Below are 25,328 nucleotides of genomic sequence, written 5' to 3' on the forward strand. Positions count from 1 at the left end.
GGCGTTTGCGCTCAGCGTTTTCGTCGCGTGCTCTTGCGTTCAATCAGCTTGGTATCCAGCACATGGCTGGCGGGGGCGGTCAGCGGCCCCGGACGTTGGAGTCCCTCAATCAGCAGGTTGGCTGCAAAGGCGCCCTGATCGGCTACTGGTTGGGCCATTGTGCTCAGGCCCAGGAACCAGCTCATCTGATGATCGTCTATTCCTATGATGGACACGTTTTTGGGCGCTGACAAACCGAGGTCCCGTAAAGCCATAAGGGCGCCGAAGGCAGTTTCGTCGCAACCGGCGAAGATCGCGGACGGCAGTCGGCGGTTTTCGATGAGCTCCGTCATGGCCCGGCGACCGCCTTCAATGCTCGAGCCGGCGTCCATCACCAGGTCCGGATCAACGGTCAGGTCATGCTCGGCAAGGGCCCGCCGGAAGCCGTTAAGGCGGTCCGTGGCCGTGACCACCGAGCGTGCTCCGGGTTCGCGTCCGGACAGAATGGCCAGGTCCCAGTGACCAAGCCCCAGGAGGTGGTTGGTGGCTTTCCAGGCCGCGTCCTCGTTGTCGATGCCCACGTTGTCCCAGGGGACGTTATGCATGCCCACGCTCGCAACGGCCAGCCCGGAGGAGGCCAGGGCTTCGATTTCGTCGTCGCCGAGGGCGATGTTGAGGAGCAGGACGCCGTCCACGCGCTGGGACAGGGCGTCCAGGTCTCCGAACACCTTGCGGTGCACGCTCGGGGTGTTCCGCAGGCTGATGAGGACGGTATCGAAGCCGCTGTCCGCGAAGACTTCCTCGGCCGCTTCGACGGCCTGGGCGAAGAACCAGGCGGTGGCCGTGGGCGCAATGATGGCTACGGACCCCGTGATTCCGCCGGCCAGGCGCGACGCCGCGGAGGACGCCTTGTAGCCGAGCTTCGTGGCGGCATCGGCCACCTTCAGCTGGGCGGTTTCGGAAACGTTGGGGAGCCCGCGCAGCGCACGGGAAACGGTACAGATGGACAGCCCCGACAATGCGGCAACGTCCTGGATGGTCACGCGCGGTGCTTTAGCCATGCAACACGGGCTCAGCCCTTTCTTCTCCTGAAGTCCTGGGCCCGATACCTGGCCGAAGAAGAGTGTAAGCGCTTACAAATTTAGCGCGCAACTGGTTTTTCTTCTGTGTTCGGATTCTTACGGGAATCCCAAGGCAGGGACGGCTGTAACTCGCGCCTTAGCGCAGCACGTAGTGGCGCAGGAAGGCGCCCACATCCACCATTTCGGCCTTGGAAATGGTGTGGCCCATGCCCGGGTAGGTCCGTGCCGTCAGTTGTGTGTTCCGCTCCAACCATTCCTGGGTGTGCTCAACGGCATCGTCATTGATGACCAGGTCGGCCTTGTCCCGGCCCCAGAAGAACGGCGGCTTGGTGTCGAACGCTTCGCTCATGGCCAGCAGTTCGTTGTCCAGGACGAATCCGGAAAGGCCCACGACGGCCCGAAAGTCGTGGGGCCGCAGCCGCAGCAGCGTGCTGGCCATGGCCATGCCCTGCGAGAAGCCCAGCAGGCTGACGCTGGTGTGTTGCCCCTTGACCGAGTTGATCCAGTCGAACACCTTGTTGCTGACGGAAATGACGTCCGCGAAGTCATGGGTCAGGAAGTAGTCCAGCAGGAACCAGCCGTAGTCGTCGCCGATCACCTTGGGTGCGCGAAGGGCCGCGCAGGTGAAATCGGGCGGCAACAGGCCGAAGAGGTCCGACATTCGCACCTCATCCGTTCCGTATCCGTGCATCATCACCAGCAGCGGCGTTGCGGCGCGCTGGTTCTCCGGCTTGGACCACACGACTGTCTCCATCGGAACAGCCTAACTTTGCCGGCGGCGCTCACGAGCCGGGCTCACCCGGCGGGGCTCACCCGGCGGAACTCAGCCGGCCGTGATCACCAGGGAGGTGCTGTGTCCGCCGAATCCGAACGCGTTGGAAATACCGGCCTTCGCCGCCAGTCCCCCGGTTGTCTGCGAAACGATGTTGAGGTGGATGTCCGGGCCCGGGCTTTCAAGGTTGATGGTCCCGGGGACCGTGCCCGTGCGCAACGCCTGGATGGTGACGATGGCACCCAGCGCTCCGGCCCCGCCCAGCAGGTGCCCGGTGAGGGATTTGGTGGACGTGACGGGAACGGAATGCCCGACGACGGCGCCGATGGCTTCCGCTTCGAGCCGGTCCCCCACAGGGGTGGACGTGGCGTGGGCGTGGACGAAGCCGATGTCCTCTCCGGTGAGGCCGGCGGCGGCAATGGCCTTTTGCAGGACACGGCGCTGCATGGCGGGGTCTGCCGCCACGATGTCCACAGCGTCCGAGGTGACGGCGCTTCCGGCGATGACGCCGAGGATCTCGGCTCCGCGGGAACGGGCATGGTCTTCGCGTTCCAGCACCACGATCCCGGCGCCCTCGGCCATGACAAAGCCGTCGCGGTCCCGGTCAAAGGGGCGGGATGCGGCCTGCGGGCTGTCGTTGCGGGTGGAGAGCGCCCTGATCTGCGCGAAACCGCTGATGGTCAGCCCGTTGATGCAGGAGTCCACCCCGCCGGCGATCACTACGTCGGCGGCGCCGCTCCGGATCATGTCGGCTGCCTGGGAAATGGCCTCAGCCCCGGAGGCGCAGGCGCTGACGGGCGTCCGCGCCCCGCCGCGGGCTCCAACATCAATCGAGACCCAGGCAGAGGGTCCGTTGGTCATGATCCGGGTGAGGGTGTGCGGGGAAACCCTGCGCGGTCCCTTGCCGTCCAGCGTCCGGGTCTGCTCCAGTGTGGTGTCCAGGCCGCCGTAACCGGAGCCGATCACGACGGCGAGCCGTTCCGGGTCAGTTTCCGGCCGGCCGGCATGTGCCCATGCCTCGCGGGCGGCGATGAGGGCAAGGTGGCCGCAACGGTCCATCCTCTTGTACTCCAAAGTGGACAGCAGCGAGGGTACATCGGCGGTGACGCGTCCCGCCACACGGACAGGCAGCCCACCGGCCCAGTCGTCGTCGAGGGCCGAGATTCCGGAGCGTCCGGCCAGCAGCGCAGACCAGGTATCGCCGGCCGTCGAGCCGACCGGAGTGACGGCTCCCAGCCCTGTAACCACAACCGTGGGGGAAACTTCAGACATCGGTAACCATATTTCTGTGAGTACGCCGGGAGATGCGTGGCGTCCACCAAAGGGGGGACCCGCGGAGGAGCCGGGATGGGCTCCACGTACCCATCAAGGCTAATGGCCCACGCCGCAGCCGCCGCGCTGCAGCCGGGTTGTTACGCCGGGTCCGGCGCCTGGTCGATGTTTGACGCCTGGCCCAGCCGGCCCGCCGCTTCCTGTTGGATCCGGGCCGCCCTCCTGGAAAAATCGGCGATCACCCGGAGTTCATCATCACTGTAACCCTCTAGCAATGCCGCCAGTCCCGCCATGAAATCTGCGAAATGCGGGGCGGCCGCGGCCGGCTGGTCGCCCACCAACTCGATGAGGACTTTGCGTTTGTCCCCGGCATGGCGCACCCGTCTGGCCACTCCCTTGCTCTCCAGCCTCTGCATGAGTCCCGTGACGGAGGCCGGCGCGAGCCCGGAGTGCTCGCCAAATTCCCCGGCCGTCATGGGGCCGAACCGCAGCAGGATGTCGATCGCCTTGCCTTCGGTCGCCGAGAGCCCACGGAGTTCGGAAAGCTTGGCATGGAACATAACCGAGGCCGTGGACAGTTCCCTGCCTGAGTCGTAGACGGCTTGTACCAATGCTTCGCGTTGACTCATCCGGGTTTGGTCCATGGTCCGAGGTTAACAAAGTCTTTCGCCAAACCGAAAGGATTGACTCTTAGCCATTCGGGGAATATATTTCTTTCGACCGAACGAAATACTTTACGGAGGTATCCCAGATGTTGCATTGCATGGTTATCGGCTCCGGAATCGCAGGGCTTGCAACAGCCCTCTCCCTTACCAAGGCGGGCCACACCGCCGTCGTGTACGAGGCCTACGACGCCGAGTCTGACGGCGTCGGCGGCTTCCTCACCCTCGCCGTCAACGGCTTCGACGCACTGGACACCCTCGGCCTCAAACAAGGCGCCAGTCAACTCGGCTTCAGCACCCCGACGATGTCCATGCACCTGGGCAGCACCGGGCGGCATCTGGCCGACTTCGACTACGGCGGCTCGCTGCCGGATGGGACCACCGCCCGAACCCTGACCCGCTCCGAGCTATACGGGCTGCTGCGGTCCGAGGCTGCGAGGCGGGGCGTCCGCATCGAACACGGAAAGCGCCTCGAATCGGTGGAAGAGGCGGACGGGTCAGTCACCGCAGTGTTTGCGGACGGCACGTCCGCCAGAGGCGACCTGCTGGTCGGGGCGGACGGGCTGCGCTCGGCTGTCCGCACCGTGATTGACCCCACCGCCCCCGAACCCCGCAGCATTCCCCTGCTCAACACCGGCGGAATTGTCCCGGCGGGAATGCTTCCGGAAGGGACGGTGTTTCCCGAAACCGGACGAATGAAGATGGTCTTCGGCAAGAGGTGCTTCTACTGCTACATGCGTGATCCCCAGGGGCGGACGTGGTGGTTCGCCAACCCGCTGCAGCGGTCCTCGGAGGACCTTTCGCAGCTTTCACCGGCCGAACTGAAGGACTGGCTGGCCGGCCTGGCTTCCGGTGACCGCACACCAATGGCGGCCATCATCGCAGCCACAATCGACATCATCCGGCCCTACCGCACCTACGATTTCCCCAGTATTCCCCGCTGGTACCGCGGCCGCATGGTGCTGGTGGGGGACGCCGCCCATGCCGCCTCGCCGTCGTCCGGGCAGGGTGCTTCAATGGCGATCGAGGACGCAGTGACACTCGGGCGCGCCCTTCGCGGCGCCACTGCCCGGCCCGAGACGGCTGCCCTCGAACAGGCCTTCGGCCGCTATGAGAGCGAGCGCCGCGCAAGGGCAGAGGCGGTGGTGGAGTGGGGCAGGCGCAACGCAGCCCCGAAGGTCCGGGGGCAGTTCAAGCGCGTCTTCGAGGACATCATCCTCAGGGCCGTGTTCCGTTCACTGTCCCGGAAGACCGCGGAAAACTTCGACTGGGTCTACGGCCATCACATTGAGTGGGAATCGGCGCCGAGCGCGGACTTCCACCACTGAAACGGACACCCCCGCCCGGTTCATTGAATCAGCAGGGGGCGGCCTGTAGCCTGTCGCTAGACAGCATGCTGATCAAGTTTGCCCGCACGTCCCCCGGACAGCTAGGAGCAAGTCATGAGAATCGGTTCCTCCATTTTCCTTATCGCCATCGGTGCCATCCTGGCGTGGGCCATTAGCCCCGGCCTGGTCCCCTACGTGGACCAGACCCTGATCGGCTACATCCTGATGGCCGTCGGCGTCATCGGCCTGATCGCCTCGCTGGTCCTGGCGTCGCCCGGCCGCAGCCGCCGGGTGAGCGAAACCCGGTCCGTGGTGGATCCGAACACGGGCGAACGCATTGTCCGCAACGAGAGCCGGGACGGCGGCATCTAGCCATGACCCTCCGGCCGCCACTGTCCACGGACACAGGCGAACCGCAAGTGAACATCCCGGAAGCCGGGCCAGACCATCACGGTCCGGCCCGGCTTCCGGCTTTCATGGAAGAGTTTTTGTCCACTTATCGCGACTTCGGGGGCCTCGAAGTCGCTCCATCTGGACAAAAACTCCAAGCTGGGATCTGCGTTCATGTTGTTTTCGTTGACAAACCAACATGAACAAAGATAAAGTCAAACAATTCAACATCATGTGATGGCAGTCACTGGAAGCCGGTCCTGAAGCCAGCCCCGGAACTACCGCAGTCTTTTACGCAATGGAGGGTAAGTGTTCGCCGAGGAGCGCCAACAGCTGATCGCGGGTCTAGTCGCCGAAAGCGGCCGGGCCAGCGTCACCGCCCTTGCCGAGCGCTTCAACATCACCACCGAGACCGTCCGGCGCGATCTTGCCGCGCTGGAGTCAGCCGGTACCGTCCGCCGGGTCCACGGCGGCGCGGTCGCCCCGGACCGGATCAGCACCACCGAGGAAAGCATCCTGGAGCGGACCGTGCAGCGGCAGCCGGAAAAACTGCGCATTGCCGAGGCCGCCCTGGCGTTCATCCCGCAAAATCCGGCCGGCAGCATCCTGGTGGACGCCGGCTCAACCACCGAAGCCTTGGCGGACCTGATCGCCCTGCGTCTCTCCGACCCCTCCGCTGCCCCGGACTCCGGTCCGGAAAACGAACTCGTGGTCATCACGCATGCGATCCCCATCGCCGCGAAACTCGCCGGCGAGCCGGGCATCGCCCTCCATCTCCTGGGCGGCAGGGTCCGCGGACTCACCCAGGCTGCCGTAGGGCAGTCCACCGTGGAGGCAGCCCACCGGATCCGTCCGGACATCGCCTTCATCGGCGCCAACGGAGTTCACTCGGCCTTCGGGCTGAGCACGCCCGATCCTGAAGAAGCAGCCGTCAAGGCTGCCTTCGTCCAATCGGCACGCCGCATCGTGGTGCTGGCCGATTCGTCCAAGCTGGATGCGGAAACGCTGGTCCAGTTCGCCTCGTTGAAAGATCTGGACACCTTGATTACAGATAGTGAACCCAGCCCGGAACTCGCAGCGGCGCTTGCTGACGCCGGCGTGGACGTGGTGATCGCATGATTGTTACCCTCACCGCGAACCCAAGCCTTGACCGCACCGTGTCCCTGCCTTCGCCCCTGCTGCGCGGCGAAGTGCAACGCGCAACGTCCGTCAGCCAGGAATCCGGCGGGAAGGGCGTTAACGTCTCCCGCGCACTGGTGGCCTCCGGCCTGGAAACAGTGGCCGTCCTCCCGGGCGGCGACTCCGATCCCGTCCTGGCGGGTCTCCGTGACAGCGGCGTTCCCTTCGCCGCCCTCGCCATCCACGAACCGCTGCGCACCAACGTGGCGCTGACGGAGCCTGACGGCGTCACCACCAAGATCAACGAACCCGGCCCGGTATTGAGTGAAGACCAGCAGGAAGCCCTGATCGGGCTGTTGCTGGAGCGCTCCCGCGGTGCCAGTTGGGTTGTCCTCGCCGGCTCGCTCCCACCCGGGGTCCCGGCCGATTTCTACGCCACCGTCACCCGGCGGCTCCGCTCTACCCGTGACGGCGCGGCCCCGCACATCGCCGTCGACTCGTCCGGCGCACCGCTGGCCGCCGCCCTCTCGGGCGACGCGTCAGGAATGCCGGACCTCCTTAAGCCCAACGCCGAAGAACTGGCTGAACTGGCTGCCGCAGCCGGTTTCGCTACGGCGTCCACCGCTGACGAACTTGAAGCGGATCCGGAGGCTGCCGCGGCAGCCGCCGCCGCCGTCGTGCGTTCCGGTGTAGGTGCCGTGCTGGCAACGCTCGGTTCCAAGGGTGCGGTGCTTGTGACGTCCGACGGCGCGTGGCTGGCCACGCATCCGCCGGTCAAAGCGGTCAGCACGGTCGGCGCGGGCGATTCGTCCCTTGCCGGCTACCTGCTCGCCTCCAGCCTGGGCGCCGCCCCGGCCGACTGCCTCCGTCAGGCCGTGGCACATGGTGCCGCCGCCGCTTCCCTGCCGGGCTCCACAGTTCCGGCGGTCCACCAAACCACCCCCGATGCCGTAACCATCACGGCCCTCCGGAAGGACTGACAGTGACTCAGCTCATTACTACTGAACTGGTCGAGCTCGACCAGAACCTGGGCAACTCGCCCGAGGACGTGATCCGCCATCTGGCCGGCAGGGTCGCCGCCACCGGCCGCGCCACCGAAGCCGAAGGCCTCTTCACCGACGCCTTTGCCCGCGAATCCAAGACCGCCACCGGCGTTCCCGGCGGAATTGCCATTCCGCACTGCCGTTCCACTGCAGTGACCGTGCCCACCCTGGCCATGGCCCGGCTGTCGCAGCCCGTGGACTTCGGCGCCAAGGACGGCCCTGCGGACCTGATCTTCTTCATCGCGGCCCCCGAAGGCGCGGACCAGGAACACCTTAAGCTTCTCTCCAAGCTGGCCCGCTCGCTGATCAAAAAGGACTTCACGGCAGCCCTCCGGGCAGCCGGCACCCAGGCCGAAATCGTCGAACTGGTGGACGGCGCCCTGGCCGACAAGCCCGCGGCCGCAGCGGAACCCGCAGCCGCTGCAGCACCGTCCGCCGGTGCCGCCACGGGCGCGCGTTCAGGCGGCCCCAAGCGCCTCGTCGCTGTGACGGCCTGCCCCACGGGCATCGCCCACACCTACATGGCGGCCGATTCGCTGGTTGCCGCGGCCAAGGAAGTCGGCGTGGACCTGCAGGTGGAGACCCAGGGTTCCTCCGGCGCCAAGCCGCTGGACCCGGCCGTGATCGCGGCCGCCGACGCCGTGATCTTCGCGGTGGACGTGGACGTCCGCGGCAAGGAACGCTTCGCCGGCAAGCCGGTCATCAATGCACCCGTCAAGCGCGGCATCGACGAACCGGACAAGATGGTCCAGGAAGCGCTGGCCGCGGCTGACAACCCCAACGCCCGCCGCGTCCCGCACTTCGGCGCAGAAGAGCAGGCCGAGACCGAAGCCACCGAAAAGGGCGAGCACATCGGCCAGAAGCTGAAGAAGGCACTCCTCACGGGCGTCAGCTACATGATTCCGTTCGTGGCCGGCGGCGGCCTGCTGATCGCCCTGGGCTTCCTGATGGGCGGCTATCTGATCACCCAGTACGCGGACGCCATCGTGGTGGACAACAGCATTTTCAACTTGCCCACCGAATACCCTGAGAACGCCTGGGGCCCGTTCGGCGCCTACCTCGGCGCCGTGCTGTTCAAGATCGGCGCCCTGTCCCTCGGCTTCCTGGTCCCGGCCCTGGCAGGCTATATCGCCTACGCCATCGCCGACCGGCCGGGCATCGCCCCTGGCTTCGTTGCCGGTGCTGTTGCCGGGTTCATGGGTGCAGGCTTCCTGGGCGGCATCGTGGGCGGTCTGCTCGCCGGCTACATCGCCCACGTCATCGGCCAGATTCAAGTGGCCCGCTGGCTGCGCGGCCTGATGCCCGTGGTGATCATCCCGCTGGTTGCTTCCATCGTGGCCTCGGGCCTGATGTTCCTGATCCTGGGCGCCCCGATCGTCGCCATCACCGTTGGACTGAACTCGTTCCTGTCCGGCCTGACCGGCGCCAGTGCCATCGCCCTCGGCATCATTCTTGGCCTCATGATGTGCTTCGACCTCGGCGGTCCGGTTAACAAGGTGGCCTACGCCTTCGCCGTCGCCGGCCTGGGCGCCGCAACGCTGGACAACCAGGCACCGTGGCAGATCATGGCAGCCGTCATGGCCTCCGGCATGGTTCCGCCGCTGGCCATGGCCCTAGCGTCCACGGTCCTCGACAAGAAGCGCTTCAGCCTGGCTGAGCGCGAGAACGGCAAGGCCGCCTGGCTGCTGGGCGCATCCTTCATCTCCGAAGGTGCCATCCCGTTCGCCGCTGCCGACCCGCTCCGCGTCATCCCGGCCAGCATGCTGGGCGGCGCAGTGACCGGCGCCATCTCCATGGCGGCGGGCGTAGGCTCGAAGGCCCCGCACGGCGGCATCTTCGTCTTTTTCGCCATCGACAACTTCCTGATGTTCGTTGTCTCGATCCTCGTCGGAACGGTCGTCACTGCCCTGGCAGTCATCGCCCTCAAGCGCTGGGCCGTCCGCAAGTCCGTTGATACCGTGGAGCCGGTTCCAGTAACTGTCTGACCCGGTTCGGTATTTCCCAACCATCTGTCCCGACCTGATATCCAAGGAGCACAAATGTTCGAACGCACCGCCACCATCGCCAGCCGCGTCGGCCTGCATGCCCGCCCGGCCGCCATCTTTGCCGAGGCCGCCGGCGAGTACCCGCACGAGATCACGATCGCCCGCCAGGGCGAACCGGCCGATGAGGCCATGGACGCAGCCAGCATCCTGTCCCTCATGAGCCTGGGCGCATCGCACGGCGATGTTGTGGTCCTGCGTGCCGAGGGCGACGGCGCCGACACCGCACTGGACCACCTGGTCCAGATCCTGGAAACCGATCACGACGCCGAGTAGCAGCTCGACGGGCTAGTACAGTCCGCTTAGGTCAGCGTCAGGCGGCCGGCCCGCTGCGCCACGGTAAGTCCCGAATTCCGGGCACGTGGCGCACGGGCTGGCCGCTGCATTTAACCACCGATTGCCCCCTAAACAGGTTTACCGGCTCTTAAGTCCCCTTCCGCGTCCCCGACCTGGGATCACTAAGCCGCCTTAGTAAGTTCCTTGTTTTTGCCGGATGGCCCTACTAGCGTGGAAAACGTGGCGACACGCCGTTCAACAGACCGCATTCGGAGCCGTACCCGGACTGAAAGAGGATGAGACAGTGGCTACCCTGCAGGAAACCATCGAGGTGGATGTTCCTGTGTCCACGGCCTACAACCAGTGGACGCAGTTCGAATCGTTCCCGGAGTTCATGAGGGGCGTGGAGTCCGTGGAACAGATCGACGAGACGTCCCTTCATTTCCGGACGGACATCGCCGGAGTCAGGCGCGAGTACAACGCCCAGATCACCGAACAGCTGCCGGACCGCCGCATCGCCTGGGTCAGCACGGACAAACCACGCAATTCCGGCGAGGTCTACTTCGAACCCCTCGGGCCGGAGCAGACGCGCGTCACCGTGGCGCTGGAATGGGAACCCGAGGGATTGGTGGAGAAGGCAGGCTCCGCCGTCCACGCGGACAGCCACCAGATCAGTGCCGACCTGAAGCGGTTCAAGCAGTTCATCGAGGAGCGCGGCATTGAAACCGGTGCCTGGCGTTCCGCCGTGGACGGCGGCGAAGTCGAAGAAACCGACGAAGAGGCCGGCTTCGCGTCCGACGCACCGGCTCCGCACGCCCGGGCAGACGCACGCCACGCGCAGTCGCCCCACACGCCCACGCCTTCGCCGCAGCGTCCGGCCGGTGTGGACCCTTTTATTGACGACGCCGAACCATCGGATCCGAGCTGACCATGCCCGAGAAGAAGAACCCCAGCCTGAAGGATCCCGAACTGTACGAGGAACTCCGGGAGGATGGCGCGTCAAAGGAGAAAGCAGCGCGTATTTCCAACGCCGCGGCCAAGAAGGGCCGTTCGGCCGTGGGCCGCAAAGGCGGCAAGGCCGGCGACTATGAGGACTGGACGGTCGCCCAGCTGAAGTCCCGCGCCAAGGAGATCGGCCTCACCGGATACTCCGCCAAGAAGAAAAGCGAGCTGATTTCGGCTCTCAGAAACCACTGACGCGCCGCAATGGGTTACCGTACCGGTCGGTGCCGCGCCCGCCACCCCATTCCGCGCCAGTACGGTGGGATGCACTCCGTTGAGGGCCGCCGCCGCTGCGGTACGACCGTGTCAGGCCTGTTTGCGCCGGCTCTTGGCCGGTTCCTTGGCCGCAGTCTCCTTCGCAGCAGGCTTTGTTGCCGTTTTGCTGGCAGTCTTCGTCGCCGTTGCCTTGCTGCCCGCCCCTTTTGCTGCGGTGGACCGGGTTGCTGCGGTGGACCGGGCCGGGGCCGCCTTGGCCCGGGTTGCCTTCGCGGGAGCATCCTCGGCGCTGTCTGTCTTGGACGCGTCGCCTTTGGACGCGTCGCCGGCGCCGCCACCCCGTTTCTTTTCAAGGCTTCGCTTGAGAGCCTCCATCAGGTCGATCACTTCGCCGCTGCCGGCTTCGGCAGCCTCGGCGCCGAACGTCTGTTCCGTGTCCAGGGACTCCCCCTGCTCGATCTTCGCGTCGATGAGTTTGCGGAGCTGCACCTGGTAATCGTCAGTGAACTGGCCCGGATCGAAGTCTCCGGCCATGGAGTCCACCAGCGCCGCGGACATCTCCCGCTCCTGGGCGGAGATGCGGACCGTTGTCTCGAGGGCGGGGAAAGCCGCTTCCCTGACTTCGTCGGACCACAGCAGGGACTGCAGCACCAGCACGTCATCCCGGATCCGCAGGGCGCCAAGCCGGGTCTTCTCCCGGAGGGCAAACTGGACCACGGCAACCCGGTCCGTATCCTCCAGCGCCCGGCGGAGGAGGACGTACGCCTTGGGCGACTTGGAGTCAGGTTCGAGGTAGTAGCTCTTCTCGAACATCATGGGATCGAGCTGCTCGGACGGGACAAACTGCACCACTTCGATCTCGTGGCTGCTCTCCGCCGGGATGGACTTGAGCTCATCCCGGGTGAGGACCACAGTGCGGCCGTCCTCCTCGTAGGCCTTGTCGATGTCCGCATAGTCCACGATCTCGCCGCACACTTCGCATCGGCGCTGATAGCGTATGCGCCCGCCGTCGGCGCCATGGACCTGGTGCAGCCCGATGTCGTGATCCTCGGTGGCGCTGTAGACCTTGACCGGCACGTTGACCAGCCCAAATGCGATAGCGCCTTTCCAGATGGCTCTCATGGATCAAGTGAACATCAGAGTTGCCCGGAGGTGAAGACCTTTGGCAGGCAGTAGGGAACGTGTCCGGGTCCAGGGCCGCGAACTGGTGGTCACCAACCTGGACAAGGTCATGTATCCGGAGACGGGCACCACCAAGGCGGACATCCTGGCGTACTACGCCGCAGTGGCCCCGGTGCTGATCCCTGCCGCGGCCAACCGGCCCGCCACCCGGAAGCGCTGGGTCAACGGTGTGGGCACTGCCGAGGCGCCGGGAGAGATGTTCTTCCAGAAAAACCTGGAAGACTCCACCCCCGGCTGGATTCCGCGCGCTTCCATCCGCCATAAGGAGCGCAGCAACCAGTACCCCCTGGTCAATGACGCCGCCACCCTCACGTGGCTGGCCCAGATGGGATCGCTGGAAATCCACGTCCCGCAATGGCGCGTCGATCCGCACGGGAATCCCATGTTTCCCGACCGGCTGGTGCTGGACCTGGATCCCGGGGAGGGCGCCGGCCTGGCTGAATGTGTCGAGGTGGCCCGGCTTGCACGCGCCATCCTCAAGGACGTGGGCCTGGATCCCGTTCCCGTGACAAGCGGCAGCAAAGGCATCCACCTCTACGCCGGCCTCGACGGCACGCAGAGCTCGGACCAGATTTCCGACTTCGCCCACGAACTTGCCCGCGCCCTGGAGGCGGACCACCCTGACCTGGCCGTCAGCGACATGAAGAAGACGCTGCGCAGCGGCAAGGTGCTGGTGGACTGGAGCCAGAACAATGCCGCCAAGACCACCATCGTGCCCTACTCGCTCCGGGGCCGGCTGAAGCCCACGGTGGCGGCCCCGCGGACCTGGCGTGAGCTGGCCTCGCCCGCCCTGAAGCAACTGGACTACCGCGAGGTCATGCGGCGCGTGAAGGACGGCAAGGACCCCTTCGCGGCGGTGTCCGCCCACGGCGGCCACGTCCAGGGCCCTTCCGACGGCGGCGCGGGCGGCAGCAAGTCCGGCGGCGCGTCCGGCGGCAAGTCCGGCGGCGGTGGAACAGCCGACAGCGGACACGCGGATCCACGGCTGGAGAAGTACCGCTCCATGCGGGACCCGGAAGGAACCCCTGAACCGTTCAGCGCGGACCGGCACCGGGCGGACCCGAACGCCGGCACCATCAGGGAGCGGTTTGTGATCCAGGAGCACCACGCCAGCCGGCTGCATTTCGACTTCCGGTTGGAGCGGGACGGCGTTCTGGTGTCCTGGGCGCTTCCGAAGGGTGTGCCCGTGAGCGGGACGCAGAACCACCTGGCGGTCCAGACGGAGGACCACCCCATGGATTACCTCGACTTCGAAGGCACCATCCCCAAAGGCCAGTACGGCGCCGGGACCGTCACCGTCTGGGACCACGGCTACTACGAATGCGATAAATGGATCGCGGGCAAGGAAGTCATCGCCACGCTGACAGGGGCCGACGGCGGCGGCCTGGGTGGAACAAAGAGGTTTGCGCTGATTCGGACCAGCCGGGACAGCGACGCCCCGCAGGGCACCGAACAGTCCCAGTGGCTCATTCACCTGATGGACCGCAAGGGGCACGGGGCCCCGGCAAAACAAGCTGCTCCGGCAACGAAGGAACAGGACGGGACACAGCAGGCTTCCGCGGCCCCCCGGCCTGCGGCGCAGACTGCTGCACCATCTGCGGCCCCGGCTTTCGTGCAGGATTTCTCGCCGATGCTCGCCGGCGCCGGGACGACTGCCGATCTTCGCGGTCTGGACTGGCAGTTCGAACTGAAGTGGGACGGCATCCGGGCCATCATCATCGCCGATGATGACAGGATCCGGCTGATCAGCCGCAACGGGAACGACGTGTCCGCAAGCTACCCGGAACTGACGGACCGCAAGTGCTGGCCGGAGCGGAGTTTCACCGCCGACGGCGAGATCGTCGCCGTCGGGCCTTCCGGGCGGCCCGATTTCGGGCTGCTGCAGACGCGGATGAAGCTGACCAAGGCAGCCGATGTCGCCAACGCGCGGGCCGCCACGCCGGTCCGGCTGATGGTGTTCGACCTGTTGTCCGACGGCGGCGAGGACCTCCGCCGGATGCCGTTGCGGAAGCGGCGGGCGCGCCTGGATGACCTGGGCTGGCCGGCAGGATGCCCGGTGCACCTGTCCGAGGTGCTCGACCACGAGGTGGAGGACCTTCTGGCGAGCGCCAGGGAACTGGGACTTGAAGGGATCATGGCCAAGCGCGTTGACGGCCGGTACGTCAGCGGCGAGCGCAGCAAGTCCTGGCTGAAGCTGAAGTTCGAACGCACGCAGGAAGTGCTGGTGGGCGGCTGGCGTCCCGGCAAGGGGTCACGGCGAGGCTCCGTGGGGTCGTTGCTGGTGGGGATCCCCGAGGGCGGCAAGCTGCGGTACGTGGGACGCGTGGGCAGCGGCTTCAGCGACCGTGAGTTGAACGAACTGCGGCTGCAGATGGATTCCCTGTCCAGGAAGACCTCCCCGTTCACCGAGGTACCCGCCGCCGATGCCTCGGACGCACACTGGGTGACGCCCGGGCTGGTGGGCGAGGTGACGTTCGGGGAGTGGACCGGGGCCGGGAAGCTGCGGCATCCGGTGTGGCGGGGCTGGCGTCTGGACAAGAACGCGGACGACGTCGTGGCGGAGTCCGGCTGACACAGTGTCCCGGGCCGCCTTGGGGACTCGTCCCCGGGCCTTTCCCGGGCACGAAAAAGCCGGGCGACACCTTACATTGGTGTCGCCCGGCCGCGGGTTCGTCTTACGAGGAGTGCGGCATCTGCGGCCTGCCGGTCCGGTGGACCGCGGTGACTGCTGCCTCATGGCCCATCCGTCCGTGGGCGGTGCCGCGTTCTTTGGGATGGCGGCGTTTGCCGTTGCCGTCCGGCCACGGCCTGCCCCCATTGACCGGGCCGGCAGAGGCCGCAAGCTCAGGCGCCGGCACCTCGTCCATGGACTCCGCCAGGTGACTGGCCAGTTCCGGCTCGAGCTGTCCCCCAGGATTTTTCTCAGCCATTGTGCTCTTCCTTTCCGCGTTGAAATGAAGTGTCCACCAATACTAGGTCTGCAGGAACTGGGTGTCTGCAGGAACTACCAGCGGACTTTTTTCTCGGCAGGGCCTTGCTTGCCGCTTGCGTGCGTGGGTTTGTGGCCGTGCGAAACGCTCTTCGACACGGCGCCTCCACGGGATTTGCTGGCCAGCACTTCCCGCTGGGCTTCCGTCAGCTTGGACTTGATGCCCCCGGCCGCCGGCGCCCCAGCCTTGGGGTCAGTGGCGGGCTCGGCGTTCTGGCTGTTGGTTTTGTCGGTCATGGAAGCTCTCCTTGTGGGACGGAATCGGGTGGCGGTGATGAGATGCGGACGCACACGCTGGAAGATCGCGGTGGAGAGATCACGACGACGGGGGTCGCCAGAAGGGATCAATGCGGGGCGTACGCCTCAACTAGCGCGGATGGCTGGTGAAGACAGCAGGCGGGACAGGCCAGCAGGGACAACCGCTGACGGCCGCCGGCCTATCCAAAGTTCAGTGTTCCCATGGCTCAACCTTAGACAGTGATCCGGTCCGTTGGAAACCCCCGTTTTGGATGGATTCCTGTGCTGCACGAACTCGGCCTGTCTCCGGGTGCAGGGGCCGGATTCCGGCGCATTTTGGCGTTTTTACCGCCTGCCGGCGGAAAAGGTTTGGTAACGATGCCCGGCACCGCCGGATTTCCAGTGCTGGCGCGGTGAAACAGCGCAAAACTAATTCGGCTTTTGAGCCGAATACGGGCCTGAAACGCGGGATCATACGCCACTGAACTCGGAAACACCACGGACATCGCGTAAAATTGAAAGCCTGCCCGGAGCGGGGCAGCTACAAGTCGCAAGCAAATGACCTCCACAGGAGCAGCCCAAATGCCCAAAGACCGAAGCATGACCGACTCTTCAGCAGGCGTGGACAACGCCCGCGGGACCAACAGTATTTTGCCTGGGGGCGTTTCGCCCCAAGGCACCAAGAAGCCGAGGCTGTCGCCTCGCCGCAGGCTCAAAGTCTCCGACATCAACGTCGTCAACAAGCCCATGCTTAAGAAAGCACTCGGCGGAACCATCGTGGGTAACACCATGGAATGGTACGACGTCGGCGTGTTCGGCTACCTGATCACCACCATGGGACCGGTGTTCCTGCCTGAGGCCGACAAGTCCGTGCAGACCCTGTTCCTGCTGGGAACCTTCGCCGCCACCTTTATCGCCCGTCCGCTGGGCGGAGTCATCTTCGGCTGGCTCGGCGACAAGATCGGACGCCAGAAGGTCCTCGCCGCCACGCTGATGCTGATGGCCGCCAGTACTTTCGCCGTCGGCCTGCTGCCCGGCTATGCGCAGATCGGAATGTGGGCCGCGGCCCTGCTGGTGCTGCTCAAGCTGGTCCAAGGTTTCTCCACCGGCGGCGAGTACGCCGGTGCCACCACCTTTGTGAGCGAATACGCCCCGGACAAGCGCCGCGGCTTCTTCGCCAGCTTCCTGGACATGGGCAGCTACCTCGGCTTCGCCCTCGGCGCCGCCCTCGTCTCCGTGCTGCAGCTGACCCTGGGTCAGGGCACCATGGAGGAGTGGGGCTGGAGGATCCCGTTCCTGGTTGCCGGCCCGCTCGGCCTGATCGCGGTCTACTTCCGTAGCAAGATTGAGGAATCCCCGCAGTTCCAGGCCACCCTGGACGCCCAGGAGAGCCTCGCCAAGGACGCAACCGCCTCGGACACCGCAGCTTCCAAGGGCCCGGTGGGCATCGTGAAGGCGTACTGGCGCTCCCTCATCGTCGCGATGATCCTGGTTGCCGCCGCGAACACCGCCGGCTACGCCCTGACCTCCTACATGCCGACGTACCTGACGGAGTCCAAGGGCTATGACGAGGTGCACGGCACGCTGCTGACCATTCCCGTCCTGGTCATCATGAGCCTCTGCATCCCGCTGACCGGCAAGCTCTCCGACCGGATCGGCCGACGCCCCGTGCTGTGGATCGGTGCCATCAGCACTGTCGTCCTGGCCACCCCTGCGTTCCTCCTGATCGGCGTCGGTGAAGTCTGGTCCACGCTGGCTGGCCTTTCCCTGATTGCTTTCCCGGTGACGTTCTACGTGGCGAACCTGGCCTCGGCCCTGCCGGCACAGTTCCCGACTGCCAGCCGTTACGGTGCCATGGGCATCGCCTACAACTTCTCGGTGGCAATCTTCGGCGGAACCACGCCGTTCATCGTGGCAGCACTGATCACGGCCACGGGCAATGACATGATGCCCGCGTACTACCTGATGGCCACCTCTGCCGTCGGCGCCGTCGCGATCTACTTCCTGAAGGAATCCGCCAACCGTCCGCTGCCGGGTTCCATGCCCAGCGTGGATACCAAGGCTGAAGCCCATGAGCTCGTGGCCACCCAGGATGAAAACCCGCTGATCGACCTGGATGACATGCCTTTCGAGGATCAGGCCCCGGAGCCCGAAAAGGTTCCGGCCAAGGTCTGACCGACCTTGTAGTCCAGACCCCCGCCCGGTGAGGCCTGCCTTGCACGATGTTCCTTTGTGACAGCGTGCAAAGCAGGCCTCTCGCGCGTCTGGCAGACTTTTTGACGGCAGCAAGCACAGAAGAAGGGAGAAACGCATGATCGACGCCGGCATGCGGCATCTCCGCGCCCTGCATCGGCTTGGCCCCGCAAACAACGATCACCTATCGGCGCTTCGCGTCGCCGTGAGTGTGGCTGTTCCGTCATTGGCCCTCCTCTTCCTGGGCCGCCCTGAACTGATCATCTACGCCGTCTTCGGCGCCCTGACGGGGATGTATGGACGGTCCGAGCCCCACCAGCTCCGCCTCGTCCACCAGGCGCAGGCCGCACTCGTCCTGCTCAGCGGGGTCGGCGTAGGCATCTTCCTGTCCGTCAACCACCTCCATTCGTGGTGGCTGGTGGGAGTGGAAGCCGTACTGGCCGGCGTCGGCTCGGTGTTCTCCGACAGGGTGAACCTGAAGCCCAACGGTCCGTTCTTCGGCATCCTTGCCCTGGGCGCCTGCGCATCCGTCCCCACGACGGTTCCCTGGTTCGCGGCGCTGCTCATCGCCGCCGCCTCCGCTGCGTTTTCATTGGTTATCGGGTTTGGCGGCTGGGTCCGCGGCCGCAGGTGGCAGCCCGGAGCGGTCCGGACTGCGGTACCCCTGCGCGGGCCGCGCAGGCAGGCTGCCATGATCCACGCGGCACGATACACCGCGGCGGTGGGAGCCGCCGGCGCCATCGGCGTCCTGAGCGGCAGCGGCCACCCGCACTGGGCCATGGCCGCCGCTGCGGTTCCCCTCGCAGGGGCCGACCTGCCCAGCAGCGTGCACCGCGGACTCCACCGCATCATCGGGACTTTCCTCGGGCTGGTACTGGTCGCCGTCGTGCTTCTGCCGGCCCCGTGGGCCCCCCTTCAGGTCTTCCCGGGGGCGGAAGCCGCCGTGCTGGCGTTGCTGGTGATCATCTTCCAGTTCACCACCGAGCTTTTCATGACCCGGCATTATGGCCTGGCCATGGTGTCCTTCACGCCCGTGATTCTGCTCATGACGCAGCTTGCCGCTCCAGCGGATCCGTACGTCCTCATCACGGAACGGGCCGTGGAAACGGTGGTCGGAGCGGTGGTCGGCATTGTGGTCATTGTGCTGGTCCGGCGGCGGCGCCGGATTAACTAAGCCCGTGTCCCCTACTTCGCGGGCCTCTTCGCCGGACCTGAGGTGAACCGCGCCGGCAGGATGCGCGAAACGCCAGCCACTATCTTGTACCGCTTCGTGGGAATGGAAACAGCCCGGCCGCGGTCATTGTCAGCCAGCCCCTCCCGGACCACCCGTTCGGCGGACAGCCACAGCCAGCGCGGGGCCACCGTTTTGTCCATGCCCATGCGGTCATGGAATTCGGTGTGGGTGAAACCGGGGCACACCGCCGTGACTTTCACCCCGCTGCCGGCATAGGCCAGGTTGGCCCAGCGGCTGAAGGTCACCTGCCAGGCCTTCGCCGCCGAGTAGCTCCCCCGGTTGGCAAAGGCGGCGACGCTGGCCACATTGATGATCCTGCCTGAATGGCGCGCCAGCATCCCCTGCAGGGCCGCGTGGCACAGTTCCATGGGGGTCTGGACATGGAGCCGGAGGTGCCGGCCTTCCTCCTCCATGGTGTTTTTGTCGAAAGGCTTCAGCAGCCCGATCCCGGCGTTGTTGACCAGGATTTCCACCGGCCGCGACGCGTCGGACAGGCGTTCGACGACGGCGGCCACCCCGGCGTCGTCCGTCAGGTCCGCGGAAAGCACCTCAGCGGTGATGCTGTAGTTGTTCTCGAGTTCGTGCGCGGCGGCCCGCAGCCGATCCCTGTCGCGGGCGACCAGCACCAGATGGTGGCCCTGCTCTGCCAGCTGGCGGGCGAATTCGGCGCCAAGACCAGCCGTGGCGCCGGTGATCAGGGCTGTGGGTCCGGGAATTTGTTCCGTCATGGCAAGATCCTAGCCGGGCGGGCCCGTCCGCGCTGCTGGCGGGCCCGCCGGCCGTGCATCCTTAGGCGAACTTCGCCAGCGGGTTCTCCAGCCTGCCGGCCATCTGCAGGCCTCCGGACGGGTCCGTGAGGTCCAGCATTTGCTGGTTGTTGCGCAGCTGCAGCCTGTTGAGGCAGGAGAACTGGAAGTCCGGCGCGAACAGGTCGTGGCGGGCAAACTGGTCCGCCAGTTCCGGGTGCTCTGCCTGGTAGCCGTGAACGGCCGCAGCCGCGATGCGCCAGAATTCGTCGCCGCTGAGCACGCCGTCCTCCTCGAGGAGGGCGCCGAGGAAGCGGAAAATGCAGTCGAACACGTCGGTGAAGATGGCCAGCACCTTCTCGCCGTCGGGAATGTCGACCTTGATCCGGGACACGGCCTCGGGCAGGTCAAGCCTGTCCCCCATCACGACGATTTCCTCGGCGATGTCCTTCATGACCGCCCGGACCGGTACGCCGTTTTCCAGGACCAGGATCACGTTCTCGCCGTGCGGCATGAACGCCAGCTCGTAGCGGTACAGGCAGTGCACCAGCGGGACGAGGTACGCCTCGAAGTACCGCCGCAGCCATTCCCCGGCCTGCAGGCCGGACTGTTCGATCAGCGCTGACACCATGGGTTTGCCCGCCGCGTCGACGTGCAGGAGCGAGGCCATGGTGGCCAGCTGCTGTCCGTCCTCAAGCAGCGGCAGTGGACTTTCCCTCCACAGGGCGGACAGCATCTTGCGGTACGGCGAACCCTTCGCGGATGCCGCCTCGTAATAGCTGTTGTGGTATCCGATGGCGGCCACTTCGCGGATCATGGCGAGCCCGCGGTCCTGCAGGGCCTCGTCGCTGACGATCAGTTCCTGGAGCCAGTCGTTGATGGCCGGTGTTGCCTTCATGTACTGCGGCGACAGGCCGCGCATGAAGCCCATGTTCAGGACGGACATGGCCGTCTTCACGTAGGCCCTTTCCGGTGCGGCCGTGTTAAAAAAGGTCCGGATGGACTGCTGTGCCTGGTAGCTGTCCGCCCCGATCCCGAGATGGACGATATGCTGCTGGGCAATTTCGGCGGCAAAAGTCACCGTCAGCTTGTTCTCCCACTGCCACGGGTGCACCGGCATCAGGAAATACCGGGCCGGGTCGAGGCCGAGTGCTCCGAGTTCGGCGTCGAAGTAGGCCAGGGCCCCCGCACCCAGTTCGGCGTCAAGGTGGGCGGCGTAGTCCAGGCCCTCGCTGGAAGTGAACACGGCCTTGGTCCGGTGGACCGCGATCCATTCCAGCTGCACGGGGGCGCCGGTTTCCGGAGCAAACGCACGGTAGTCGCTGATGCCGAAACCCAGCCGGCCGTTGTTGGCCACGAAACAGGGGTGGCCCTCGGTCATGCTGCGTTCAATGGTCTGGAAGTCCGTGGCGACGTCCGCTCCGCGGGTCACGCCGGCTGCCAGTTCAGCGGACGACGGCTGGCCCATCCACTGCTTGTATGCATGGCTGGAGAGCGTGCTGCTGATCTCCTCAAGGTAGACCGGGAGCATTTCCTCCCGGATTCCCAGGGCGTCGCGGAATTCGGTGATGAACCGGAGCGCATCCAGCGGCGCGTCCTGGCCCCCGCGGCTGCAGCTGATGGAGGCGGCGTCGACGGACCAGTGGTCGAGGTGCAGGACCCTGGCCGAGAACCGGTATTCAACCGAGGCGTCATCGCTGAGCACCCGGTATTCGTGGCCTGTACTCCCGGAGGGGTCCCCTGCGCTGGTCCGTTCCGGGCTGAGGATCCGCTCGTGGGAAAACTCAGCGAGCGCCTTGCGGACCAGATGCCGGTTGGCGGCCGCCCAGCGTTCCGGCGTCAGATGGGTTGCGGCGTTGCCTGCGGTCAGGACGGATTCAAGTTCAGCGGTGGTCATAGCGATGCTCCCTGGTGGATCGGGGATGGGTGTAGGGCTGCACGGGCCGAGTGGAATGCCTCACGGGTGCAGAAGCTGAGGAGCGCCTGCTTGTCCGGAAGGGTCACTTCCCCGGCGGGCTGGAAACCCAGCCGCGCGTTGAGGACATGGATTTTGTGGTTCCGGGCGTCGGGCTCAACAACCACGCGCTCCACCTTGTCCTTGGCGAAGAGCCTATCCAGGACTGTTTCCATCACGGCCGCGGTGTAGCCGGTCCGCGGCGGGCCGGCCGGCGGGGCGACGAGGAGGTGCATCCCGATGTCCCCCGGCTGGACGGCGTACAGGCCCGCCAGCGGCGACAGGACCGGAAGGTACTCCTCCATCAGGAAGGCGGGGACGCCGTCGTCGAGCCCCAGCAGCGCGTGGTGATGCCCGCTGGACTGGATTTTGGAGTATTCCTCCAGAACGTCGTCCACCGTGGCGGACTGCATCCCCCAGAAGGCGGCGTACGGCCGGGTCACCCAGCTGTGGAGGAGTCCTGCATCGGCCTCCGGGTCGAAACAGCGGAAAGTGAAACTCATGCGTGCACCCCCGCCGATTCACCGAAAGCCGCTTCGCGGACGCCGGGTTCGGGGACGCCGGCCGGGAACTCCGGCTGCTCCTGCACGCCGAACTCCTGGAACGCGATGCTGCGCTCCACGGGATAGACCTCGCGCCCGGTGATCTCACGCAGGATGCACGAGTTGCGATAGGACGCCATGCCCAGGTCCGGCGTGACGAAGCCGTGGGTGTGGAGCTCGGCGTTCTGGACGAAGATCTCGCCGGGTTCGACGCCGGTGCTGTAGTTGCGTTCGACGGCGAACCTGCCGGTGCTGTCCCGTGCGATCCGGTCCTGGACGCCGGCAAGGAATTCCGGCTCGCGGTAGCCGTAGCCGGTGGCAAGCACCACGGCTTCGGTGTCCAGCGAAAAGTCAGCGCCCTGTTCCTCGTGCCGCAGCGCCAGGGTGTGCGACCCGGCTGCCGGGTCCCACGACGCCCCGGTGAGCGCCGAGTGCGTCAGCAGCCGGGTGTCCACGATCCCGGAGAGGCTCTTGGTGTACAGCAGATCGTAGATGGCATCGATGAGCTCGGAGTTGATGCCCTTGTAGAGGTTTTTCTGACTCTTGATGAGGCCGTCGCGCTGTTCCTGCGGGAGCCCATGGAAGTAGTCCACGTATTCCGGCGACGTCATTTCCAGGGTGAGCTTGGTGTACTCCAGCGGGAAGAACCGGCCGGAGCGGGTGACCCAGTTGAGCTGGTACCCGTGGACGTCGATCTCCTGCAGCAGGTCGTAGTAGATTTCAGCGGCGCTCTGGCCGCTGCCCACGATGGTGATGCTCCGCTGCGTCTGCAGTTCAGCCTTCCTCGACAGGTAATCGGCATTGTGGAGGACAAGTCCCCCTCTGTCGTTGGCCGCCGCGTCGACTATGCCGTCACAGGCCGCCGGTATATACGGCGACGTTCCGGTGCCAAGCACCAGCCGCCGCGCGCGCAGCACCTCGGGCCCCGCGGGACCGTCAGCGGACAGTGTGTACACGCCGTCGTCGTACGTGATCTCCCGGACGTCCGTGCCGAACCGCACCGAATCGAGCTGGCCGGCCACCCACTGGCAGTACTGGTTGTACTCGGCGCGCAGCGGGTAGAAGTTTTCCCGGATGTAGAAGCGGTAGAGCCGGCCGGTCTGCTTGAGGAAGTTAAGGAACGAGTACGGGGAGGTGGGGTCCGCGAGCGTCACGAGGTCGGCCATAAAGGGGACCTGCAGGTGCGCCGGCTCCAGCATCATCCCAGGGTGCCAGTCGAATGAGTCGCGGCGTTCCAGGAACACCGCGTCCAGACCGTCCACAGGCTCGGTGAGCGCGGCGAGCCCCAGGTTGAAGGGCCCGACGCCGATTCCGGCGAAGTCATAAATGCGGCCCGCGCCGGCGGTGCCGGTGCCGGCTGCAGCGGTGTTGGAATTGGCGGCGCTCATGCTGCGGCCTCCTGTCCGGCAAGCAGGGCTGCGCCGGTGCTGCGGAGCATGCTGATGATCGCGTTGATGTCTTCAGGGGTGGCCTCGGCGTTCAGCAGCGTGAACTTCAGGTAGTGCCGGCCCTCGACCTTGGTTCCGGCCACCACGGCCGCACCCGAGGCAAACACGGCTGCCCTGATGGCGGGATTGAGGGTGTCCGCCACATCCTCGTCCAGGCGCGTACCGTCCGCCAGGACCGGGCGGTAGCGGAACACCAGCGTGCTGAGCTGCGGTTTGGCAACGAGCTCAAAGTCGGGGTCCGCGTCCAGTGCCTGGCCGGTGCGGGCGGCAAGGTCGATCGCTTCGTCCAGCAGGGCACCCACCGCGTCCGCTCCCATGATCCGCAGGGTGAGCCAGAGCTTGAGGGCATCAAAGCGGCGGGTGGTCTGGATGCTCTTGTCCACCTGGTTGGGGATGTCCGCCAGCGCGGCGCTCTCCGGGTTCAGGTAGTCCGCGTAGTACGTCACGTGCCGCAGCATGGCTGTGTCCCGCACCAGCAGGGCACTGGAGCTCACGGGCTGGAAGAACGTCTTGTGATAATCGACGGTGACCGAATCGGCCAGCCGGATTCCATCCAGGCGGTGTCCGTAGCGGCCGGAGACCATCAGCCCGCCGCCGTAGGCGGCGTCCACGTGGAACCATGCGCCGTACGCCTTGGCGAGCGCGGCAAGTTCGGCGAGCGGGTCCACCGCGCCGAAGTCGGTTGTTCCGGCCGTTCCCACCACGGCCATGGGGACAAGCCCGGAGCTGGCGGTCTCCGCGAGCGCGGCGGCCAGGGCGGTGGGGTCCATGCGGTGGTCCGGCCCGTACGCGACCGGCACGACGGCGTCGTAACCCAGGCCCAGCATGGACGCGGACTTGCGGATGCTGAAGTGGCTGTCCTCGGAGGAGAAAATCCGCAGCTTGTCCAGCAGCCCGGGCAGCCGGAGGGTCTCATTGCCGGGAAGCTTCCGTAGCCCGGCCACCGCGTGGTTGCGCGCAATGAGCAGCGCCTGGAAGTTGGACTGACTGCCGCCTGACGTGAAGACGCCGTCCGCCGCGTCGCCGAGGGACAGCCGCTCCGCCGTCCAGTCGATGAGCCGGCGCTCGATCATGGTGGCACCCGCGCTCTGGTCCCAGGTGTCCATGGACGAATTCACCGCGGAGAGGATGCTCTCCCCCACGAGCGCCGGAATGACCACGGGGCAGTTCAGGTGGGCCGCGTACTTCGCGTCGTGGAAGTAGACGGCGTCCTGCAAATAAACCTCTTCGAGTTCCGCCAGCGCGGCAGCAGTGTCCGGCAGCGGGCGGTCCAGGTCAACCGCGCCGACGCGTGCTTTGAGTTCCTCGGGCCCGACGCCGGTGAACGGCTTGGTGGTCCGCTCCAGCTTGGTGGCCACGGCGTTGACGCCCTGGAGCACCTGCGCCACGTAGCGGGGTGCGTTGCGGGAGTTGAACAGGTGGTTGGTGGCGGAGAGGGCAAGTTCCACCCGGGAGCCGAAATCGTGCCCGGCAGTCGGGGCAGGCAGGTCCAGGATCTCATCATCCACACGGGGCAACAGCGTCACAGGTTTTCCTTTGGTAGGCGGTTGAGGCGCGCTAACTTAGCAAGGCAAGCCTTACTTAGGGGAACCTTTTAGTCAAACTTTTGTGAGCTAATTA

At 66.0% G+C, this 25,328-nt stretch carries 23 protein-coding genes; 11 read left to right on the top strand and 12 right to left on the bottom strand.

The window, feature by feature from the left end; translation table 11 throughout:
* Positions 1 to 11: 11 nt before the first annotated feature.
* From AB0N24_RS10520 to AB0N24_RS10535, 4 genes are all read right to left on the bottom strand, one after another.
* Positions 12 to 1,040: a LacI family DNA-binding transcriptional regulator gene (locus AB0N24_RS10520; protein WP_364123516.1), complete on the bottom strand. Its 1,029-nt coding sequence runs from the start codon at positions 1,038 to 1,040 to the stop codon at positions 12 to 14.
* Between the two features lie 157 nt (positions 1,041 to 1,197).
* Complete coding sequence (locus AB0N24_RS10525) at positions 1,198 to 1,815, bottom strand: phospholipase (RefSeq protein WP_364123518.1); 618 nt, start codon at positions 1,813 to 1,815, stop codon at positions 1,198 to 1,200.
* A gap of 69 nt (positions 1,816 to 1,884) precedes the next feature.
* Complete coding sequence (locus AB0N24_RS10530) at positions 1,885 to 3,105, bottom strand: beta-ketoacyl-[acyl-carrier-protein] synthase family protein (RefSeq protein ID WP_364123520.1); 1,221 nt, start codon at positions 3,103 to 3,105, stop codon at positions 1,885 to 1,887.
* 140 nt (positions 3,106 to 3,245) lie between these two features.
* A complete protein-coding gene (locus tag AB0N24_RS10535) occupies positions 3,246 to 3,749 on the bottom strand; it encodes a MarR family transcriptional regulator (protein WP_364123522.1) in 504 nt (167 codons plus the stop codon).
* A 119-nt stretch (positions 3,750 to 3,868) separates the two neighbouring features.
* Here AB0N24_RS10535 and AB0N24_RS10540 point away from each other — a divergent pair, with 119 nt between their 5' ends.
* The 8 genes from AB0N24_RS10540 (at position 3,869) to AB0N24_RS10575 (ending at position 11,162) form a co-directional block, all read left to right on the top strand.
* Positions 3,869 to 5,095, top strand: coding sequence for an NAD(P)/FAD-dependent oxidoreductase (locus AB0N24_RS10540; protein ID WP_364123524.1), 1,227 nt, complete (start codon positions 3,869 to 3,871; stop codon positions 5,093 to 5,095).
* 114 nt (positions 5,096 to 5,209) lie between these two features.
* On the top strand, positions 5,210 to 5,467 hold the full coding sequence (locus AB0N24_RS10545) for a DUF6458 family protein (RefSeq protein WP_364123526.1): 258 nt from the start codon (positions 5,210 to 5,212) through the stop codon (positions 5,465 to 5,467).
* Between the two features lie 327 nt (positions 5,468 to 5,794).
* Positions 5,795 to 6,604, top strand: coding sequence for a DeoR/GlpR family DNA-binding transcription regulator (locus AB0N24_RS10550; protein ID WP_364123528.1), 810 nt, complete (start codon positions 5,795 to 5,797; stop codon positions 6,602 to 6,604).
* On the top strand, positions 6,601 to 7,584 hold the full coding sequence (locus AB0N24_RS10555; RefSeq protein WP_364123530.1) for a hexose kinase: 984 nt from the start codon (positions 6,601 to 6,603) through the stop codon (positions 7,582 to 7,584). The genes AB0N24_RS10550 and AB0N24_RS10555 overlap by 4 nt, the downstream gene beginning before the upstream one ends.
* A 2-nt stretch (positions 7,585 to 7,586) precedes the next feature.
* Positions 7,587 to 9,632 carry a fructose-specific PTS transporter subunit EIIC gene (locus tag AB0N24_RS10560; RefSeq protein ID WP_364123532.1) on the top strand — a complete coding sequence of 682 codons (2,046 nt, stop codon included), beginning with the start codon at positions 7,587 to 7,589 and terminating at the stop codon, positions 9,630 to 9,632.
* Positions 9,633 to 9,686: 54 nt separating this feature from the next.
* Complete coding sequence (locus AB0N24_RS10565) at positions 9,687 to 9,965, top strand: HPr family phosphocarrier protein (RefSeq protein ID WP_028270626.1); 279 nt, start codon at positions 9,687 to 9,689, stop codon at positions 9,963 to 9,965.
* Between the two features lie 304 nt (positions 9,966 to 10,269).
* On the top strand, positions 10,270 to 10,893 hold the full coding sequence (locus tag AB0N24_RS10570) for an SRPBCC family protein (RefSeq protein WP_364123534.1): 624 nt from the start codon (positions 10,270 to 10,272) through the stop codon (positions 10,891 to 10,893).
* Positions 10,894 to 10,895: 2 nt separating this feature from the next.
* Entirely contained in the window at positions 10,896 to 11,162 is a 267-nt protein-coding gene (locus tag AB0N24_RS10575) for a Rho termination factor N-terminal domain-containing protein (protein WP_214956171.1), read from the top strand.
* A 111-nt stretch (positions 11,163 to 11,273) separates the two neighbouring features.
* Here AB0N24_RS10575 and AB0N24_RS10580 read toward each other — a convergent pair whose 3' ends face one another.
* Complete coding sequence (locus AB0N24_RS10580; RefSeq protein WP_364123536.1) at positions 11,274 to 12,305, bottom strand: Ku protein; 1,032 nt, start codon at positions 12,303 to 12,305, stop codon at positions 11,274 to 11,276.
* A gap of 40 nt (positions 12,306 to 12,345) precedes the next feature.
* On the opposite strand from AB0N24_RS10580, the gene AB0N24_RS10585 reads away from it, so the two are divergent.
* Positions 12,346 to 14,937: an ATP-dependent DNA ligase gene (locus AB0N24_RS10585; protein WP_364123538.1), complete on the top strand. Its 2,592-nt coding sequence runs from the start codon at positions 12,346 to 12,348 to the stop codon at positions 14,935 to 14,937.
* Between the two features lie 103 nt (positions 14,938 to 15,040).
* Here AB0N24_RS10585 and AB0N24_RS10590 read toward each other — a convergent pair whose 3' ends face one another.
* Entirely contained in the window at positions 15,041 to 15,295 is a 255-nt protein-coding gene (locus tag AB0N24_RS10590) for a hypothetical protein (protein WP_364123540.1), read from the bottom strand.
* Between the two features lie 74 nt (positions 15,296 to 15,369).
* A complete protein-coding gene (locus AB0N24_RS10595) occupies positions 15,370 to 15,591 on the bottom strand; it encodes a hypothetical protein (protein WP_364123542.1) in 222 nt (73 codons plus the stop codon).
* Between the two features lie 582 nt (positions 15,592 to 16,173).
* On the opposite strand from AB0N24_RS10595, the gene AB0N24_RS10600 reads away from it, so the two are divergent.
* Together AB0N24_RS10600 and AB0N24_RS10605 are read left to right on the top strand one after the other, a co-directional pair.
* Positions 16,174 to 17,766 (top strand): MFS transporter, encoded by a 1,593-nt coding sequence (locus AB0N24_RS10600; protein WP_364123544.1) that lies wholly within the window; start codon positions 16,174 to 16,176, stop codon positions 17,764 to 17,766.
* A gap of 136 nt (positions 17,767 to 17,902) precedes the next feature.
* Positions 17,903 to 18,958 (top strand): FUSC family protein, encoded by a 1,056-nt coding sequence (locus tag AB0N24_RS10605; RefSeq protein ID WP_364123546.1) that lies wholly within the window; start codon positions 17,903 to 17,905, stop codon positions 18,956 to 18,958.
* Between the two features lie 11 nt (positions 18,959 to 18,969).
* Here the strand turns inward: AB0N24_RS10605 and AB0N24_RS10610 are convergent, their stop codons facing one another.
* The 5 genes from AB0N24_RS10610 to AB0N24_RS10630 form a co-directional block, all read right to left on the bottom strand.
* Positions 18,970 to 19,746, bottom strand: coding sequence for an SDR family oxidoreductase (locus tag AB0N24_RS10610; RefSeq protein WP_364123548.1), 777 nt, complete (start codon positions 19,744 to 19,746; stop codon positions 18,970 to 18,972).
* 61 nt (positions 19,747 to 19,807) lie between these two features.
* Positions 19,808 to 21,661, bottom strand: coding sequence for an IucA/IucC family siderophore biosynthesis protein (locus AB0N24_RS10615; RefSeq protein WP_364123550.1), 1,854 nt, complete (start codon positions 21,659 to 21,661; stop codon positions 19,808 to 19,810).
* Entirely contained in the window at positions 21,658 to 22,221 is a 564-nt protein-coding gene (locus AB0N24_RS10620; protein ID WP_364123552.1) for a GNAT family N-acetyltransferase, read from the bottom strand. The genes AB0N24_RS10615 and AB0N24_RS10620 overlap by 4 nt, the downstream gene beginning before the upstream one ends.
* Positions 22,218 to 23,648, bottom strand: a complete 1,431-nt coding sequence (locus AB0N24_RS10625; RefSeq protein ID WP_364123554.1) for a lysine N(6)-hydroxylase/L-ornithine N(5)-oxygenase family protein — start codon at positions 23,646 to 23,648, stop codon at positions 22,218 to 22,220. The genes AB0N24_RS10620 and AB0N24_RS10625 overlap by 4 nt, the downstream gene beginning before the upstream one ends.
* Complete coding sequence (locus tag AB0N24_RS10630) at positions 23,645 to 25,228, bottom strand: pyridoxal-dependent decarboxylase (RefSeq protein ID WP_364123661.1); 1,584 nt, start codon at positions 25,226 to 25,228, stop codon at positions 23,645 to 23,647. Before AB0N24_RS10630 ends, AB0N24_RS10625 begins: the two co-directional genes overlap by 4 nt.
* Between the last annotated feature and the right edge of the window lie 100 nt (positions 25,229 to 25,328).

Source organism: Arthrobacter sp. NPDC093128, from assembly GCF_040683875.1.
Taxonomy (GTDB): Bacteria; Actinomycetota; Actinomycetes; order Actinomycetales; family Micrococcaceae; genus Arthrobacter.